Consider the following 16,165-nt stretch of genomic DNA (forward strand, 5'->3'; position numbering starts at 1 on the left):
ACCAGCCGAGACCGGTTTTCGATGCACGCCATTCGCCCGGCCTATGGCCGCGCGTAGTGCTCCCGGGACATCGCGACGAAACGATCCGCCGCCGGCGAGAGCGGCCCGGACCGCCACACCAGCCGCCCCCGGTACCGCAACACAGGATCCGTCGCCCGCACCACCGCGCCCTTGCTCGCCGCCTCCTCCGCCATCGACGGCGGCAACAACGTGGCACCGGCCCCCGCCAGCACCAACGGGACGATCATCGCCCGATGCGCCGTCTCCACCGCCACCGTCAGCTCGAACCCCAGCCCGGAGGCCGCATCGGCGAGGATGTCCCGGATCCCGGTGCCCGCCGCGGTGGCCACCAGCCGCATCCCCGCCAGCTCACCCAGCCCTATCGGTCCGCCGCCGGACGCGGTGACCCCCGGAGGCAGCACCAACAGCAGCTCCTGCTCGGTGAGGTCCACGCCCTCCAGCCCGTCCGTGGCCAGCGCGGCGTTGACCAGCCCGAGCTCACACTGTCCCGTCCGCACCAGGTGATCGACCTCCACCCCGCGCTCCGGATCGGTCACCCGCACCGCCACCCTCGGATGCTCCCCCAGAAACCGTCCGAGCATCCGCGCCAACGGATCCACCGCGAGCGTCGTCTGCGCCACGATGTCCAACCGCCCGCCCGACAACCCGAGCACTTCGCGCACCGACGCCGCCGCCGTGGCCAGATCCCTGACCACCTGCCGCGCCGGCCCCACCAGCGCCTCCCCCGCCGGCGTGAGCACGGCCCCGTGCGGCAGCCGGTGGAACAGCAGCCCGCCCACCTCCGCCTCCAACGCCGCGATCGCGTGCGACAACGACGGCTGCGCCACCCGCAACGCCCGCGCCGCGTTGGTGAACCCCCCGTGCTCCACCAGCGCGAGGAAGTACTCCAGCTGCCGCCGCTCCATCGGGCGAGCCTAGGAACGCCCGCAACCCGCGACCGCGATCTCACGACGTTTAGAGGCTGCACGAATGGGGGATGTAAAGGGCGTATGAGTCGCGGATTTCGGCGCCATGACGCGCCGTGATCCCCGTCACCGGCAGCGTCAGGAACCCGCCAAGGAACCGGCCCGTTCCGCGCGGAATCCGCTGACCTTCCCCCGCCGGTACGCGCGGCGGGGCATACCGGTGTGGACGCCGGCCAACCGGCCGGTGGGCGACCCGGCCTACGGAGGATCTGTGACTCTGGGCGATCTCGTCCCGTCCCTGCGTACCTCGTTGAAAGCGAAGCTCGAACCCGGCCTGTGGCCGGCCGGAGCGCGCGCCGGCTGCGACGGTGAGGTCACCGTCGGCGGAGTGCCGTTATCCGAGCTCGCGGCCCAGCACGGCACCCCGAGCTACGTGCTGGACGTCCACGAAGTGCGGCGGCGCTGCCGGGAGTACCGGCGGCTGCTGCCCGGCGTGGAGGTCGCGTACGCGGGCAAGGCGTTCCTGTGTACGGCGATGGCCCGGCTGGTGGCCGAGGAGGGGCTGTCGCTGGACGTGTGCTCGGCCGGGGAGATCGCGGTGGCCGAGGCCGCGGGCTTTCCCGCCGAGCGGATGCTGCTGCACGGCAACGTGAAGACCGCCGAGGACGTCAAGGCCGCGCTCGGCGCCGGGGTGGGGCGGATCGTGCTGGACTCGGTCGACGAGATCGGCCAGCTCGCCACGCTGGTCAGGGACCGGCAGGACGTGCTGATCAGGGTCGCGCCGGAGGTGGATCCCGGGACGCATCGGGCGGTCACCACGGGTACGGCGGACCAGAAGTTCGGGTTCGGGCTGGCGGACGGCACGGCGGCGAACGCGGTCGCGCGGGTGTTGGAGCGCCCGGAGCTGCGGCTGGTCGGGCTGCACTGCCACCTGGGCTCGCAGGTCGGCTCGGTGTGCGGGTACGAGCGGGCGGTGGACCGGATGGTGGGCCTGCTGGCCCGGTTGTCCCGCCAGCATGGGGTGACGTTCGAGCAGCTCAACATCGGCGGCGGGCACGGCATCCGGTACACCGAGGACGACCGGGAGCTGCGGTTGGGCAGCTTCGCCGGGCGGATCCCGGGCGCGGTGAGGGCGGCCTGCGCGCGGCACGGGGTTTCCGAGCCGCGGCTGACCGTCGAGCCCGGCCGGGCCATCGTGGGGCCGGCGGCGGTGGCGCTGTACCGGGTGGCGGCGGTCAAGCGGCGCCCGGGCGGGCGCACGTTCGTGGCGGTGGACGGCGGCATGAGCGACAACCCCCGGCCGGCGTTGTACGGCGCGCGCTATGCGGTGCGGCTGCTGGGGAGACCGCTGCGGGCGCCGGACCGGCCGGTCACGGTGGTCGGGCGGCACTGCGAGGCCGGCGACGTGCTGGCCACCGACGTCGGGCTGCCCGAGGACGTGCACGCGGGCGACCTGCTCGCGGTACCGGTGGCCGGCGCCTACCAGCTCTCGATGGCGTCGAACTACAACATGGTGGGCCGTCCGCCGGTGGTCGCGGTCGCCGACGGGGAGAGCCGGCTGGTGGTGCGCAGGGAGAGCGAGGCCGACCTGCTGCGCCGCGAGGTCGGCACGGGCTGAGCCGAGGTCAGGGGTGACCAGGGCGTGACGTATCCTGGACAAGCTGCCTCGGCGAGGGTGAACGTCTGGTTCACCGTGATCGACGTGGATGGCGGATCTGGCCCGGCTTGATCCGACGCGCGTCCTTGCCGCGGCCCGCCAACGAAGACCCCTGAAGTTTGCTAGTCCGAGGAGTGCACTGCCGTGGCCGAGGTCCGTATCAACGCCGAACCCCGCACCGAGTTCGGGAAGGGCGCGGCACGACGTGTGCGACGCGCCGGACAGATCCCGGCGGTGCTCTACGGCCGGGGCAGCGAGCCGGTGCACCTCGCGCTGCCGGCGCTCGACTTCGCCCGCGCGCTGCGGGAGAACGGGCGCAACGCGGTGCTCACCCTGGCGCTGAGCGGCGGGCCGCAGCTGGCGCTGCCCAAGACGGTGGTGACGCACCCGATCCGCAACTACATCGAGCACGTCGACCTGCTGGTGATCAAGCGGGGCGAGAAGGTGGTCGTCGAGGTGCCGGTGCACGTCGTCGGCGATGCCCTGCCCGGCACCCTGGTCCGCCAGGAGCTGGACCGGCTCGAGGTCGAGGCCGACGTGTCCAGCATCCCGGAGGCGTTCGAGGTCTCCGTCGAGAACATCGAGGCCGGTACGCAGATCCTGGCCAACCAGGTCACCCTGCCGGCCGGCGTCGAGCTGCGCACCGACCCGGAGCACCTGGTGGTCCACGTGGTCGTCTCGCCGACCGCCGAGGCCATGGGCGAGGGCGAAGAGGCCGCCGAGGAGGGCGAGGAGGCCCCGGCCGCCGCCGCGTCCGAGGAGAGCTGACGGACCGGGCATGAGCAGCGCGCCCCACCTGGTGATCGGGCTGGGCAACCCGGGGCCGAAGTACGCCGCCACCCGGCACAATGTCGGGTTCGCCGTGGTGGAGCTGCTGGCCGAGCGGGCCGGCGAGCGGTTCCGGCCCCATCGCGGGGTCGCCGACGTGGCGGAGGGACGGCTGGACGGAGCCCACGACGGAGCCCGCGTGGTGCTGGCCAAGCCGCGCTCGTACATGAACCTCTCCGGCGGCCCGGTGGCCGGCGTGCTGCGCTACTACCGGGTCGCGCCGACGGACATGGTCGTGGTGCACGACGAGCTGGACCTGCCGTTCGGCACCGTGCGGCTCAAGCGCGGCGGCGGCGAGGGCGGGCACAACGGGCTGCGCTCGATCAGCCAGTCCGTGGGGACCAAGGACTACCTGCGCGTGCGGTTCGGGATCGGGCGGCCACCGGGGCGGATGGACCCCGCCGACTACGTGCTGCGCCCGTTCGCCGCCGCCGAGCGGACCGAGCTGGCGCTGGCCGTGGACCTGGCGGCGGACGCGGCGCTGGCGCTGCTCACCGACGGGCTGGAGGCGGCGCAGAACCGCTTTCACGCGCTCAGCTCCTGATCATGAGCGGCTGGCCCTCGTTCCCGGACGAGCTGCCCGCGTTCGATCCCGATGACGCGCCGGACGACCCGCACGAGCTGTTCCTGAGCTGGCTCACCGACGCCGGCGAGCACCTGCTGGCGCCGCACGCACCGGTGCTCTCCACGGTGGACGCGGACGGCGCCCCGGACGCGCGCGTGGTGGTGCTGCGCGACGTGGTGGCGGCCGGGTTCCGGTTCGCCACCGGCGCGGACAGCCCGAAGGGCGTGCAGCTCGCCGGCGAGCCCCGGGCCGCGTTGACGTTCTTCTGGCCGGGGCGCGGGCGGCAGGTCCGGGTGCGGGGGTCGGTGGCGCCGTGTTCGGCCGAGGCGTCCGCCGTCGACTTCCGGGAGCGCTCGCCGGCCTCACGCGCCGAGGTGCTGGTCGGCCACCAGTCCGAGCCACTGGCCGACCGCGCCCAACTGACCGACCGCGCCCAACTGACCGCCGCCGCCCACGCCGCCGCCGGCCGGGTACGTGAGGACCCCGAGCGGGTGCCGCCGGCCTGGACCCGCTACGAGCTCACGCCGCACACCATCGAGTTCTGGCAGGCCAGCCACGACCGCCGGCACGCCCGCCTCCGCTACCGCCGCGACGGCGACGACTGGGTGCGCGAGCTGCTCTGGCCCTAGTCAGGGTCGTTGCTTGCGGTGGCGGGGCAGCCGGCGGCGCAGCAACACCCGGGTGCCCCGGCCGTCGTAGTGGATCAGCACCGAGTCGGTGATGCTGCGCATGACCTGCATGCCCCGGCCGCGGTACGAGGTGGCATCCGACGGCGGCTTCCACCGGCCGTGGTCGACCACCTCGATGTACAGCACGTGCGGCTCGGTCCACAGCAGCAGCTCCACGGTGCCGTGCTCGTCCGGATCGTAGGCGTGCTCGACGGCGTTGGCGGTGGCCTCGTCCACCGCGAGCACGAGGTCGTCCTTCTCGTCGTCGTCGAGCCTGAACGTCGCCAGCCATGCGTAGACCTCGCGCCGGATTCCGGACAGCTCCGACGCGGCGGCGGGCCAGGCCCGGTGGACGAACTCCACCGGGCCGGTTCGGATCTCGATCTGCGGTTCGGTCTGCAGGGAACTCATATGCTGGCCCCGGCGATATGCAACGGTGTCGGTTAGAGGGAGCTTGATGCTCCACCTGTACCCGCACCCGCACCGGCCAAACCCCCGAACCCGAGCGGCCGGTCAGCCGACCGACACGTGCGGCCGCTCCGGTAGCCGGGGACGGCTCGGCGCGCCCAGCCGGTTGAAGCAGTTGATCAGCATGATCATCCAGCCGACGGCAACGTACTGCGCCTCGGTGAACGCCGTCATCGCCCGCTGGTAGACCTCGTCCGGCACGTCCTGGGTCTGGGACAGCCGGGTGATCACCTCGGTCAGCTCGATCGCGGACCGCTCCTGCTCGGTGAACAGCTCGGTCTCCCGCCAGGCGTCCAGCATGAAGATCCGGTGCGGGTTCTCGCCGAGCTGGACCGCGTCGGCGGTGTGCATGTCCAGGCAGGCCGCGCACCCGTTGACCTGCGACGCCCGGATCTTGATCAGTTCGAGCAGCAGCGGGTCCAGGCCGGCGTCCGCGCCCGCCCGGGTGATCTCGCCGGCCAGCGCCAGCAGCGCCTTGAACGACTTCGAATGCCCCGGTGTGAGTTGAACTCTCTGTGTCATGCCACCGACGCTAGCCCGCACCTGTCCACGCCCGGGGTCCAGTTGAACCCCGCTTGCGTGGACCAGTTGCAGCCGTGAGTGGTTAGCGTTGCTCTGACAACGCTAACCACTCACGAGGTCCTTGGTCGCGGCGCGGCGGAGCTTGCCGGAGGGGGTCTTGGGCAGCGAGCCGGGCGGGAGGACGACCACGCGGGCGGGGCGTACGCCCACGGAGGAGACCACGCGCGAGGTGACCTCCTTGCGGATCAGCTCGGCGGCCTCGTCGTCGGCGGCCCGGCGCGACTCCACCGCGACCACGAACGACTCCCGCCGCGACGCGCCGACCCCGCTGCCGGCGTCCAGCCGAACGGCCACCGCGTTGCCGGCGCGCACCCCGTCCACCTCGGCGGCGGCGCGCTCGATGTCGGTCGGGAAGATGTTGCGGCCGCCCATGATGATCACGTCCTTGAGCCGGCCGCAGACCACCACCGTGCCGTCGGTCAGGTAGCCCTGGTCGCCGGTGTCCAGCCAGCCGTCCGCGTCCTGGGTGGCCTCCGGGCCGTGCACGGTCAGGTAGCCGGGCGTGACGGCCTCGCCGCGCAGGTGGATGGCGCCCACCTCGCGGTCGCCGAGGATCCGCCCGGAGTCGTCCACCACCCGCGCCTCCAGGCCGGGCAGCGGCGGCCCGAGCAGCGGGAACCTCCGGACGGCTGCCTCGTGCCCGGACTCGGCGGGCACCGCGCGCCGGTGCGCCTCCAGCTCGTCGGCGTCGATGACGTCCACCTCGAGGCCGGTGTCGATCTTCGCGAAGGACACCCCGAGCACCGTCTCGGCCATCCCGTACGCGGCCACCACGCACTCCGGCCGCAACCCGAACCGCGCGCCGGCCCCGGTGAACGACGCGACCGCGTCCGGGTCGATCGGCTCGGCGCCGTTGAGCGCGAACCGCATGCTGGACAGGTCCAGCGAGCCGGCCTCGGCCCGCGCGAGCTGGCGTCCGAGCACCGCGTAGGCGAAGTTCGGCGCGGCGGTCACGGTGCCGCCGTACCGGCTGATCAGGTCCGCCCACAGCAGCGGCCTTGCGAGAAAGTCCGCCGGCGTGACCGTGACCAGCTCCAGCCCGACGGTCATCGGCACGGTCAGGAACCCGACCATGCCCATGTCGTGGAACAGCGGCAGCCAGGACACCATGATGTCCCGGTCCACCTTCAGCTCGGACGCGGTGACCATCGCCCGCAGGTTGGCGTACAGGTTGCGGTGGGTGATCCGGACCGCCTTGGGCTCGGCGGTGGAGCCGCTGGTCAGCTGCAGCAGCGCGGTGTCGTCCTCGTCGTGCGGGACGTCCGGCAGCGGCGGGTCGTCCCCTTCGAACGAAGCGCCCAGCGAGCCGATCGGGCGGAACGCGATGCCGCGCTGGGTGAGCACGTCGGCCAGCGGGTCGAACGGCGGCCCGAGCAGCACCAGGCCAGCGCCGATCATGTCCAGCACCCGGACGGTGTCCTCGGCCCAGGCCGCCAGGTCGGTGCGCGGGGTGGGCTGGTGCAGCATGGTGACGCTGCCGCCGGCCAGCCAGACGCCCTGCGCGGCGGGCGCGATCATCGCTGGCTCGCCGGCCAGCACGGCGACCGAGGTGCCCGGCCTCACCCCACCGCCGGCCCCGGCTCCGGAGCCCAGGTCGGCGGCGATGCGGCGGGCGGTGGCGTGCACCTGCGCCCAGGTTCGGCGGACGGGTTCACGCGGCTCGCCGGTGGTCATGCCCCGGGTCGATTCGGCGGCGCTGGCGACGAGCAGGTCGAGGAAATGACTCACGACCGGAAGCCTACGGGCGAGTAGCCTCTGACGGCGTGTCCGACCTGCATCCGGCCGCGAGCCCGGCCATCGAAACAGCCGTCCAGAACGTCCTGTCCGAGGCCCGCGCCGACCTGGAGGCGCTGGTCCGGATCCCGAGCATCTGGGCCGATCCCGCCCACCGGGACGACACCCACCGCAGCGCGGCCGCCGTGGCCGAACTGGCCCGCGCCGAAGGCGCCGATGCTGTCGAGGTCGTGTCCGCCGGGGAGGGCGCGCCCGCCGTGATCGCCCGCTGGCCCGCCCCGCCCGGCGCCCCGACCGTGCTCCTGTACGCCCACCACGACGTGCAGCCCACCGGCGGCGACGAGAAGTGGACCAGCCCGCCGTTCCAGCCGACCGAACGCGACGGCCGGTTGTACGGGCGCGGCGCCGCCGACGACAAGGCCGGCGTGATGACCCACCTGTCGGTGCTGCGCGCGTTCCGCTCGCTGGAAGGCGGACTGCCGGTCGGGGTGACGCTGTTCATCGAGGGCGAGGAGGAGTCCGGCTCGCCGACGCTGCCCGCGCTGCTGGCCGAGCACCGCGAGAAGCTGGCCGCCGACGTGATCGTCATCGCCGACTCGTCCAACCCGGCCACCGACGTCCCGGCGCTGACCACCAGCCTGCGCGGCCTGGTCGACTGCACCGTCGAGGTCAGCATGCTGGAACGGCCGGCGCACTCCGGGGTGTACGGCGGCGCGCTGGGCGACGCGCTGACCGCGCTGTGCCGGCTGCTGGCCACCCTGCACGACGACAAGGGCCGCGTCGCCATCCCCGGCCTGGTGCACAACGACTCCAGCGCGCCGGACCTGGACGAGGCCACCTTCCGCTCGGACGCCGGCGTCCTGGACGGCGTGGAGCTGATCGGCACCGGCACGCTGCCCGAGCGGCTCTGGCAGCAGCCCGCGGCGTCCGTGCTCGGTATCGACGCGCCCAAGGTCTCCGAGGTGGCGAACGTGCTGCTGCCGTCGGCACGGGCGGTGGTCAGCCTGCGGCTCGCGCCCGGCCAGGACCCGCTGGACGCCCAGCGCGCGCTGCACGAGCACCTGCAGACCCATGCGCCGTGGGGCGCCACCGTGACGGTCACGCCCGGGATGGTCGGCGCGCCGTTCGCGCTGGACCCGGTCGGCGCGGTGTACGACACGGCCCGGCGCACGTTCGCGGCCGCCTACGGCAACGAGACGGTCGAGGTCGGCATCGGCGGGTCGATCCCGTTCATCGCCGAGTTCGCCCGCACCTTCCCCGGCGCGGCCGTCCTGGTCACCGGCGTTGGCGATCCGGCCAGCCGCTGGCACGGCATCGACGAGAGCCTGCACCTGGACATGTTCCGCCGCGCCGTGCTGGCCGAGGCGCTGCTGCTCACCGAGCTGGGTGGTCGCTCGTAGTACGCGCGCCCTCACATCCGGGATCGCAGCACGTCGACCTCGCAACCCGGCGCGAACGCGTCGAAGCCGTGCTCGACCAGCCAGCGAACCCCCAGCAGGCTTCGCGGCGACCACCACGCGCGGATCACGTAGATGTCGACATCGGTGCCGTAGCCGGCGAGGACGTCGTCGAGGTGCTTGTCGTGTCCGAGCGTGAACGTGGCGACCAGTATCGAGCACCGACCGGCGCGGGCGTCGACACCGCGACGGGTCATGTTGTTGGCTGGGGCGGTGACGAACCTCGGTGACGCCGCGGCCCGCGCCACATCCCGAGTAGCGGAGGTGAAGGACAGCCCGGCCGGGCGGTGTCGGTTGGTCGAGGCGTTCTACCGGGAGACGGCGCTGCGGAGGTACGGGAGGGCGGAGCTGAGCTTCCTGCGCTGGGAGGTGGCTCGCGGGGTGCTCAACCCGCCGTCGGCGCGGCGGCCGGGCAGCCCGTGGTGGCGGGCGGTCAACGAGCGGCTGCTGCGGGACAAGATCGAGGCGTGGCTGCTGCTGGCCGGGGCGGGGGGCACGGCGTCGGCGTACAGCGTCGAGCTGTGGGCCCGGTTCCTGCGGTCACCGTCGCCCGCGCGCTGGTACCGGGCGCACAACGCGAGCGTGGCCGGCGGGTACCTGGAGCACGAGCCGCTGGCCTACCTGGAGGTGCGCAGCGAGCGGTTCATGATGAACGTGGCGTTGCTGCGGGTCTTCCACGCGCACGCGATGGTGGCCGAGCCCCGGCTCGCGGCGGGCCGGCTGGCGCGGGCGGCGCGGGCGGTGGCCGACCCACGGCGCGGCACCGTGGGGCTGTTCCTGGACCTTCGCCACGCGTTCCCGGTGGAGTACCCGCTCGACACCCCGCTCGACGAGCTCATCGCGGTGGAGGGGTCGCTGGCCAGGTCGCTGGACTACGGCGTGATCGCGCCCCGGCTGGAGGAGCTCTACGCCTTCGCCGCGAGCTCGCTGCGGCTGCCGGTGGACCGGCTCACCGGCGGCGGGGTGCCGTCCTACGCCTGGGCGCCGGAGGACCGGCCGATCTGGTACGCCGGCAACAGCAAGCGCTACCTGCGGCTGGTCGCCAGGGCCACGGGCGCCGGCTCCGGGTACGACCGGTGGCTCGCCGGCGCCCACCTCGGGTGAACTACCTCCCGCCGGTGCGGACCAGCTCGCGCAGCCCGGGGTTGCGCAGGTACAGCCCCAGCCAGACGAACACCGCCACGTAGATCGGGAACAGCACGTGGGAGAACAGCGGTGCCTCGACCCGCAGGTTGGTGCAGACCGCGCCGCCGAGGTAGCCGGTCAGCAGCACCGCGCCGAGCACCGCCGTGCGCGGGATCACGTAGAGCACCAGGCAGGCCAGCAGCGTCGCCCCGATGACCACGACGCTGGACGCCGGGAAGCCCAGCTGCACGGTGGCCTCGACCACGAACGGCAGCCTGGCCAGCTTGGTCACGGAGTCGAACAGCAGGAACAGCACGGCCAGCACGGTGAGCACCATGCCGGTCCTGGCGGCGCCCTTGCCGGGCCGCGCGGCGGTGTCGGTGGTGTGAGTGGTCTCGGGGTTGACGCTCATCGCCGGTGTCCTTCCGGGTGCGGGGCCGGGTTGCTCCCGGCGCCTCTCGGTCAGTGCGTCGAACGATGCCGACCCGGACAGACACCCGGCGCGAAAATTGTCAGTTGGGCGGCGGGAGCTTGGGGGCGAGCTCCTGGGCGAGCGTGTTGACGATCGCGCACTGGGCGTCGTCGGGCGTCGCCACGGTGAGGTGGACATACACCCAGAGCTGTTCCACCCGCCGCTCGTCGAAGTTGCCCTTGTAGTCCCGGTGCAGCAGCTTCACCGCGCACATCGCGCGGTCGTTCTCCCAGGAGAGGTCGCCCACCGCGGCGGTCCGGCCGCCGATGACGGTGGTCGGTTCCGTCGTCGGCACGTTGCTGGACAGGATGATGCTCACGGTGGCCGGGTCGGCCCGCGCGCCGTCGGCGCCCCACTTGCACATCCAGCCGCCGTCCATCCGCTGGCGCCGGGTGGGGTCGATGCCGGGCACGACCCGCCGCAGCGTCGCATCGTCGAGCAGCCCACAGGCGTCCATCCACACCACCGAGTTCGGCGGCCCGGCGACGGCGCGACGGGGCAGGCTGCCCTTGTTCAGGGCGGCGATCACGACCTGCACACCGGCGTCGGTGATCGCGCACATGTCCATCTTGGTCGGGGTGTCGGCTCTGGTCACCGCCAGTACCCGGGACCGGTTGGGCAGGAGCACCTGGCGGGCGCAGAAGCCGGGATCGGGCTCGCCGAGGTGGTAGACGGTCATGGCCCCGGCGCGCTGGCGAGGCCGGCGCGCCAGGTCGTGGTCGTCCGCGTGGGGTTCGTCGACGGTGACGGTCAGCATCGCGCTGTCGGTGGTGTCCGGGCGCATCAACACCGAGCAGGACGACGGGAGGCTGATGTCCGGGTAGAGCCTGGTCGCCCCGAAGCGCTGCATCGCCGCCGAGTCCACCAGCGAGCACGGGCTGACCGTGCGGACGTCGCCGATCGGGTCGGCCAGGTCGACGGCCGTGGCCTGGGGCCGCTCCCGCATCAGCCACACCGCGCCGCCCGCCGCGCCCAACAGCACCACGACGGCCGCCACCGCGATCCAGGCCAGCCGGCGGCGGCGCTTGGTGGGCGCGGGCGCCGGCGGGCCGAACGGCGAGGCCGGCGCGGACGGCGCGGACGACGCGGACGGTCTGGTCGGCTCGAACGGTGAGATGGGCACGGGCCTGGACGCCGGCCCGGACAGCGCCCTGAGGTCGAACGGCGAGGTCGTCACGGTCGGTTCGAACGGTGACGCGGGTTCGGCGGCGGACCCGGCGAAGCGGCGCAGCCGATCGGACACCTGCGCGGCGTCGGGGCGGCGGGACGGCTCGGCGTCGCCCATGGCCGTCAGCAGCTCGGACAGGGCTGGTTCGGCGCCGCCGCCGGCCTGGTGGAGCATTGCGCCCAGGGCGTAGACGTCGGTGGCCGGGGACGGCTTCCCGCCGAAGACCAGCTCGGGGGCCGGGTGCTCGGGCCGCTGGGGCGGCGGCCGGTCGAAACCCTCCAGCCGGGCGGTGCCGTCCTCGGTGATCCGCACCGCCTCGGCACGCACGTTGCCGTGCGTCCTGCCGGTGGCGTGGGCAGCGGCCAGCGCGTGCGCGAGGTCCGCGCCCCATCCGGCCAGCCGCCCGGTCGCCACCGGGCCGCGCGCCAGCGCCTCGGACAGCGGGGTCGCGCCCTGGCCCGGTTCGCCCACCAGAGGATCATGTCAGTTCGCCCGCCGGTGCGCAGGATTTCGTTGCGGAATCGTCGGCCGCCGCGTCCGGCCCTTGCCGCCGCCGGGAGGGTCCGAAAAGATCGCCTGGATCGTCCGACGTGAAAAGGGGTTGGCCTATGCCGGCGCGCGCGGTGTCGCTGGTCGTGGCGCTCGGGTGCGTGCTGCTCGGGCTTTCCGGCTGCGCCGGCATGCGGAACGAACCCGCGCCCCCACCGCCCCCCGAGCCCGTGTCGACCCCACCGCTCGCGCCACTGCCCACCGCCGCCGACGGCACCAACCTCGCCGCGTGCACCGGCGGCTCCTGCGAGGTCAAGACCCCCGGCGCGGTGACCATCCCGCTGGACGCCCGCTTCGGCCTCGCCGACGTGCGGGTCCTCTCGATCGGCCCGGACAACGTGCGGCTCTCGGCCAGCGCGCCCGGCGGCGGCTCCGTGCGCTCCACCCGATGCTCGGTCAACATCCAGACGGCCACCGCCGCCGCGCCGGGGCTGGTGACCGGTGACTGCAGGACCGGTGGCCGCATGACGTTCGAGAAGGTGTCGATCGGGGTCGCGGCGATCGGCCAGGACGGCGCGATCCTGCGTGTCGTGCCCCGCTAGTCATCCCGGCGGCGGGAGCTTGGCCGAGGCGGCCTCGGCCAGCGAGGTGGCGGCCGAGCACGCCACACCCGGCTGCGCCAGCGGCAGGAAGACGTTCACATACAGCGTCTCCACCCTCGGCTGGTCGAAAACGCCCTGGTAGGAGCGCTGGGCGATGCGGACCACGCACGTCGTGTCACCCGAGGGGACCACCGTCGCGGTGCGCCCGCCGATCACTTTGGTCTCGCCGCTCAGCGGTTCGTCCCGCATGACGAGAAACCGCACGTACGGCGGCGGGTTGGCCAGCGCCCCGTCATACCCCCAGCTGCATCCCCAGCCGCCGTAGGACCGCTCGCGCAGGTTGACGTTGAGCCCGGGCAGCGAGCGCAGCGTCCGCTCGTCGCCCAGGTTGCAGGCGTCCAGCCAGACCAGCGAGTTCGGCGGGCCGGCGATGGGGCGACGGGGCAGCGTCGGGCCGTCCAGCGCACGGGCCGCGATCCGCACCGCCGCGTCGTCCGCCGTGCAGGCGTCCAGTGAGCTGGTCGAGCCCTCGCCGTCCATCCGCAGGTAGACGCGGCTGCGATCCGGCAGCAGCCCGACCCGCGAGCAGTACCGGGGCCCGCTCGGCTCCTCGTAGACGGTCATCTGCCCGACGCGCTGGTGGGCGAGCTCCGCGAGGTCCTTCTCGTCCTTCATGGGCCCGGTGATGGCCACCGTCAGCCACGAGCCGGGCCCGCTGCCCGGCAGGATGTACAGCGTGCAGGCCGTGACGACGTTGCGGTCCGGGTAGAGCCTGGTCGAGCCGAAGCGCTGCATCTCCGTCGCGTCGACCAGCGCGCACGGGTCGGCGGTGCGCACCTCGGCCATCGGGTTCGCCCAGGTCGTCTCGTTCGGGTGCGGGCGGATCAGCAGCCACGTCCCGCTGCCGACCAGCGCGCCGGCCACCAGCGCCCCCACCACGACCAGGAAGACGACCAGCTTCCGCCGGTTGGTGTCCGGGCGCCCGGCCGGGTCGGCCGCGTCGGCGAACCTGTCGAGGCGCGCGGCGAGCTGGGCGGCGCTCGGGCGGCGGGTCGGCTCGGAGTCGCCGGTCCAGGCCCACAGGTCGGCCAGCCCCGGCTCGACGCCGGCGCCGGCACCGTGCAGCAGCGCGCCCAGGGCGTACACGTCGGCGGCCGGGGACGGCCAGGACTCCGGGGTCCACTCCGGCGCCGGATGCGCAGGCCGCTCCGCCCTCGGCAGGCCGAACCCGCCCAGATGCACCGAGCCGTCCGGACGGACCGTCACCACCGAGGCGCGCACATCGCCGTGGCTGGAGCCGGCCGCGTGCGCGGCGGCCAGCGCCCGCGCGAGCTGCGCGCCCCACCGGGCCAGCGTGGCGACCGGCACCGGCCCGCGCGCCAGCACCTCGGACAGCGGCGTCGCTACCTGGGCGGGACCGTGCACTCGACGATCATCCCGGTTCGACGGCCGGTCCGCATCAGTTACATGTCGCTCAGCTCTCGGTGTCGATGCTCGTTCCGCTGGCGCTGCTCTCGGTGTTGACGCTCGTTCCGCTGGCGCTGCTCTCGGTGTCGATGCTCGTTCAGCTCTCGGCCGATTCCGCGGCGGCCAGCCACCGATCTTCCAGCTCGGCTCGCTCGGCGGTCAGGGCGCGCAGTTCGGCGTCCAGCTCGAGCAGGCGGGTGGGCTCGGTGGCGGCCTCGGCCAGCGCGGTGTGCAGCTCGGTCTCGCGGGTGGCCAGCGCCTCCAGCCGCCGCTCCAGCCGGCGCGCCTCCTTCTGGGCCTCCCGCTGCTCGGCGGCCGACGACGCTTTGCCCTGCGCACCTTGACGCGACACCGCCTCGCGTTGCGTATCCGTACGCAGGGCAAAGGGGCCCGCCGACGCGTCCTGGCGGCGGGCCAGGTACTCGTCGATCCCGCCGGGCAGGTGCGTGATCCGACCGTCGCCGAACAGCGCGACCACCGTGTCGCACGCCCGTTCCACCAGGTACCTGTCGTGGCTGACCACCACCAGGGTGCCCGGCCAGGAGTCGAGCAGGTCCTCCAGCCGCTGCAGGGTGTCGATGTCCAGGTCGTTGGTCGGCTCGTCGAGCAGCAGCACGTTCGGCTCGCCCATCAGCAGCCGGGTCAGCTGCAGGCGCCGCCGCTCGCCGCCGGACAGCTCACCCACCGGGGTCCACTGCCGGCTGGCCGGGAAGCCGAGCCGCTCGGCCACCGAGGACGCCGGCATCTCGTAGCGGCCCAGCCGGACGAACCGGGCGACCTGCTCCACCGCCTCCAGCACCCGCAGGCCGGGGTCCAGCGACGCTCCGTCGACCTCCTGGGTCAGGTGCGCCAGCCGGACGGTCTTGCCGGTCACCAGCCGGCCGCCGTCCAGCCCCCGCGCGCCGGACAGCGCGCGCAGCAGCGTGGTCTTGCCCGAGCCGTTCACCCCGACCACGCCGATCCGGTCGCCGGGGCCGAGCCGCCAGGTCACCCCGTCCAACAGCGTCCGCCCGGTGTCGCCCGGCAGTTGGAGGGTGGCGTCCTCCAGCTCCAGCACGGTGCGGCCCAGCCGGGCGGACGCGAACGACATCAGCTCGGCGGTGTTGCGCGGCTCGGGCACGCCAGCGATCAGCGCCTCGGCGGCCTCGATCCGGAAGCGGGGCTTGGAGGTGCGGGCCGGGGCGCCACGGCGCAGCCAGGCCAGCTCCTTGCGGGCCAGGTTGCGGCGGCGCTCCTCGGCGGCGTCGGCCAGCCGGGCCCGCTCGGCGCGGGCGTACACCCAGTCCGCGTAGCCGCCCTGGTACGCCTCCACCCGGCCGCCCGCGCCGCGCGACTCGGCCCCGGTCACCTCCCAGGTCCTGGTGCACACCGCGTCCAGGAACCACCTGTCGTGCGTGACCACGACCAGCGCCTTCCGCAGCGCCACCAGGTGCTCGGCCAGCCAGGCGATGCCCTCCACGTCCAGGTGGTTGGTCGGCTCGTCGAGCACCACCAGGTCGGCGTCCACCACCAGGGCGGCGGCCAGCGCCACCCGGCGCCGCTCGCCGCCGGACAGCCCGTCCACCGTCCGATCCAGCCCGGCCTCCCCGCGCAGGCCAAGCCCGGCCAGCACCGCGCGGACCTTCGGCGAGCCCGCCCATTCATGCTCGTCAGCGACACCCAGCGAGCCCAGCACCACGTCCCGGACCCGAGCACCGGCCGGCAGCTCGGTGCGCTGGCCGACCGAGGCGATGCGCAGCCCGCGCACCCTGCTGACCCGGCCGGCGTTCGGCTCCCGGTCACCGGTGATCACCTCGAGCAGGGTGGTCTTGCCGCCGCCGTTGGGGCCGACCACGCCGATCCGCTCGCCGGCCGCGATGCCCAGCGACACCCTGTCCAGCAGCACCCGGGAGGCGTCACCGGGCACGCTGGCGGTGACCGCCTCGAAGTTGATCAGATTCGTCTCAGCCATCGAGTG

16 protein-coding genes are annotated in these 16,165 nt (G+C 73.7%); 7 read left to right on the plus strand and 9 right to left on the minus strand.

The features are described 5' to 3' along the window. Positions 1-41 precede the first annotated feature (41 nt). A complete protein-coding gene (locus N912_RS0139795) occupies positions 42-926 on the minus strand; it encodes a LysR family transcriptional regulator (protein ID WP_028926817.1) in 885 nt (294 codons plus the stop codon). A 271-nt stretch (positions 927-1,197) separates the two neighbouring features. Between N912_RS0139795 and lysA the strand changes: the two genes are divergently transcribed. The 4 genes from lysA to N912_RS0139815 all read left to right on the plus strand — a co-directional run bounded on the left by lysA (position 1,198) and on the right by N912_RS0139815 (position 4,605). Further along, the gene (gene lysA, locus N912_RS0139800) at positions 1,198-2,544 is read left to right on the plus strand and encodes a diaminopimelate decarboxylase (protein WP_028926818.1); all 1,347 of its coding nucleotides are present in this window, start codon (positions 1,198-1,200) and stop codon (positions 2,542-2,544) included. A gap of 183 nt (positions 2,545-2,727) precedes the next feature. Further along, positions 2,728-3,351: a 50S ribosomal protein L25/general stress protein Ctc gene (locus N912_RS0139805; protein WP_028926819.1), complete on the plus strand. Its 624-nt coding sequence runs from the start codon at positions 2,728-2,730 to the stop codon at positions 3,349-3,351. Positions 3,352-3,361: 10 nt separating this feature from the next. Next, positions 3,362-3,955: an aminoacyl-tRNA hydrolase gene (gene pth, locus N912_RS0139810; RefSeq protein WP_028926820.1), complete on the plus strand. Its 594-nt coding sequence runs from the start codon at positions 3,362-3,364 to the stop codon at positions 3,953-3,955. A 2-nt stretch (positions 3,956-3,957) separates the two neighbouring features. Then, positions 3,958-4,605, plus strand: a complete 648-nt coding sequence (locus tag N912_RS0139815; protein ID WP_037068981.1) for a pyridoxine/pyridoxamine 5'-phosphate oxidase — start codon at positions 3,958-3,960, stop codon at positions 4,603-4,605. Here the strand turns inward: N912_RS0139815 and N912_RS57570 are convergent, their stop codons facing one another. The 3 genes from N912_RS57570 to N912_RS0139830 form a co-directional block, all read right to left on the minus strand. Further along, the gene (locus N912_RS57570; RefSeq protein WP_051581447.1) at positions 4,606-5,055 is read right to left on the minus strand and encodes an ATP-binding protein; all 450 of its coding nucleotides are present in this window, start codon (positions 5,053-5,055) and stop codon (positions 4,606-4,608) included. A gap of 102 nt (positions 5,056-5,157) precedes the next feature. Then, positions 5,158-5,634, minus strand: coding sequence for a carboxymuconolactone decarboxylase family protein (locus tag N912_RS0139825; RefSeq protein ID WP_028926822.1), 477 nt, complete (start codon positions 5,632-5,634; stop codon positions 5,158-5,160). Between the two features lie 102 nt (positions 5,635-5,736). Further along, on the minus strand, positions 5,737-7,422 hold the full coding sequence (locus N912_RS0139830; protein ID WP_028926823.1) for a fatty acyl-AMP ligase: 1,686 nt from the start codon (positions 7,420-7,422) through the stop codon (positions 5,737-5,739). A gap of 35 nt (positions 7,423-7,457) precedes the next feature. Here N912_RS0139830 and N912_RS0139835 point away from each other — a divergent pair, with 35 nt between their 5' ends. Beyond that, entirely contained in the window at positions 7,458-8,828 is a 1,371-nt protein-coding gene (locus N912_RS0139835; RefSeq protein ID WP_028926824.1) for a dipeptidase, read from the plus strand. A gap of 11 nt (positions 8,829-8,839) precedes the next feature. Here N912_RS0139835 and N912_RS0139840 read toward each other — a convergent pair whose 3' ends face one another. Next, a complete protein-coding gene (locus N912_RS0139840; protein WP_028926825.1) occupies positions 8,840-9,082 on the minus strand; it encodes a hypothetical protein in 243 nt (80 codons plus the stop codon). Positions 9,083-9,149: 67 nt separating this feature from the next. Here N912_RS0139840 and N912_RS57575 point away from each other — a divergent pair, with 67 nt between their 5' ends. Beyond that, complete coding sequence (locus N912_RS57575; RefSeq protein WP_156994318.1) at positions 9,150-9,989, plus strand: hypothetical protein; 840 nt, start codon at positions 9,150-9,152, stop codon at positions 9,987-9,989. 1 nt (position 9,990) lies between these two features. On the opposite strand, the gene N912_RS0139850 is transcribed toward N912_RS57575, so the two are convergent. Both N912_RS0139850 and N912_RS0139855 read right to left on the minus strand, forming a co-directional pair. Next, a complete protein-coding gene (locus N912_RS0139850; RefSeq protein ID WP_028926826.1) occupies positions 9,991-10,422 on the minus strand; it encodes a DoxX family protein in 432 nt (143 codons plus the stop codon). A 100-nt stretch (positions 10,423-10,522) separates the two neighbouring features. Further along, entirely contained in the window at positions 10,523-12,121 is a 1,599-nt protein-coding gene (locus N912_RS0139855) for a protein kinase family protein (RefSeq protein ID WP_028926827.1), read from the minus strand. 137 nt (positions 12,122-12,258) lie between these two features. On the opposite strand from N912_RS0139855, the gene N912_RS0139860 reads away from it, so the two are divergent. After that, entirely contained in the window at positions 12,259-12,741 is a 483-nt protein-coding gene (locus N912_RS0139860) for a hypothetical protein (protein WP_028926828.1), read from the plus strand. Here N912_RS0139860 and N912_RS0139865 read toward each other — a convergent pair whose 3' ends face one another. Both N912_RS0139865 and N912_RS0139870 read right to left on the minus strand, forming a co-directional pair. After that, on the minus strand, positions 12,742-14,166 hold the full coding sequence (locus N912_RS0139865) for a serine/threonine-protein kinase (protein WP_028926829.1): 1,425 nt from the start codon (positions 14,164-14,166) through the stop codon (positions 12,742-12,744). Between the two features lie 139 nt (positions 14,167-14,305). Then, entirely contained in the window at positions 14,306-16,159 is a 1,854-nt protein-coding gene (locus N912_RS0139870; RefSeq protein ID WP_028926830.1) for an ABC-F family ATP-binding cassette domain-containing protein, read from the minus strand. Positions 16,160-16,165 lie beyond the last annotated feature (6 nt).

Origin of the sequence: Actinospineispora acaciae DSM 45401 (genome assembly GCF_000620785.1) — a bacterium.
GTDB classification, from domain to species: Bacteria; Actinomycetota; Actinomycetes; order Mycobacteriales; family Pseudonocardiaceae; genus Pseudonocardia; species Pseudonocardia acaciae.

What these genes read in the sequence shown, in the direction of transcription:
- N912_RS0139795 (WP_028926817.1), bottom strand. Translation starts at nt 926, where the DNA reads ATGGAGCGGCGGCAGCTGGAGTACTTCCTCGCGCTGGTGGAGCACGGG.
- pth (WP_028926820.1), top strand. Translation starts at nt 3,362, where the DNA reads ATGAGCAGCGCGCCCCACCTGGTGATCGGGCTGGGCAACCCGGGGCCG.
- N912_RS0139815 (WP_037068981.1), top strand. Translation starts at nt 3,958, where the DNA reads ATGAGCGGCTGGCCCTCGTTCCCGGACGAGCTGCCCGCGTTCGATCCC.
- N912_RS57570 (WP_051581447.1), bottom strand. Translation starts at nt 5,055, where the DNA reads ATGAGTTCCCTGCAGACCGAACCGCAGATCGAGATCCGAACCGGCCCG.
- N912_RS0139825 (WP_028926822.1), bottom strand. Translation starts at nt 5,634, where the DNA reads ATGACACAGAGAGTTCAACTCACACCGGGGCATTCGAAGTCGTTCAAG.
- N912_RS0139840 (WP_028926825.1), bottom strand. Translation starts at nt 9,082, where the DNA reads ATGACCCGTCGCGGTGTCGACGCCCGCGCCGGTCGGTGCTCGATACTG.
- N912_RS0139850 (WP_028926826.1), bottom strand. Translation starts at nt 10,422, where the DNA reads ATGAGCGTCAACCCCGAGACCACTCACACCACCGACACCGCCGCGCGG.
- N912_RS0139860 (WP_028926828.1), top strand. Translation starts at nt 12,259, where the DNA reads ATGCCGGCGCGCGCGGTGTCGCTGGTCGTGGCGCTCGGGTGCGTGCTG.
- N912_RS0139870 (WP_028926830.1), bottom strand. Translation starts at nt 16,159, where the DNA reads ATGGCTGAGACGAATCTGATCAACTTCGAGGCGGTCACCGCCAGCGTG.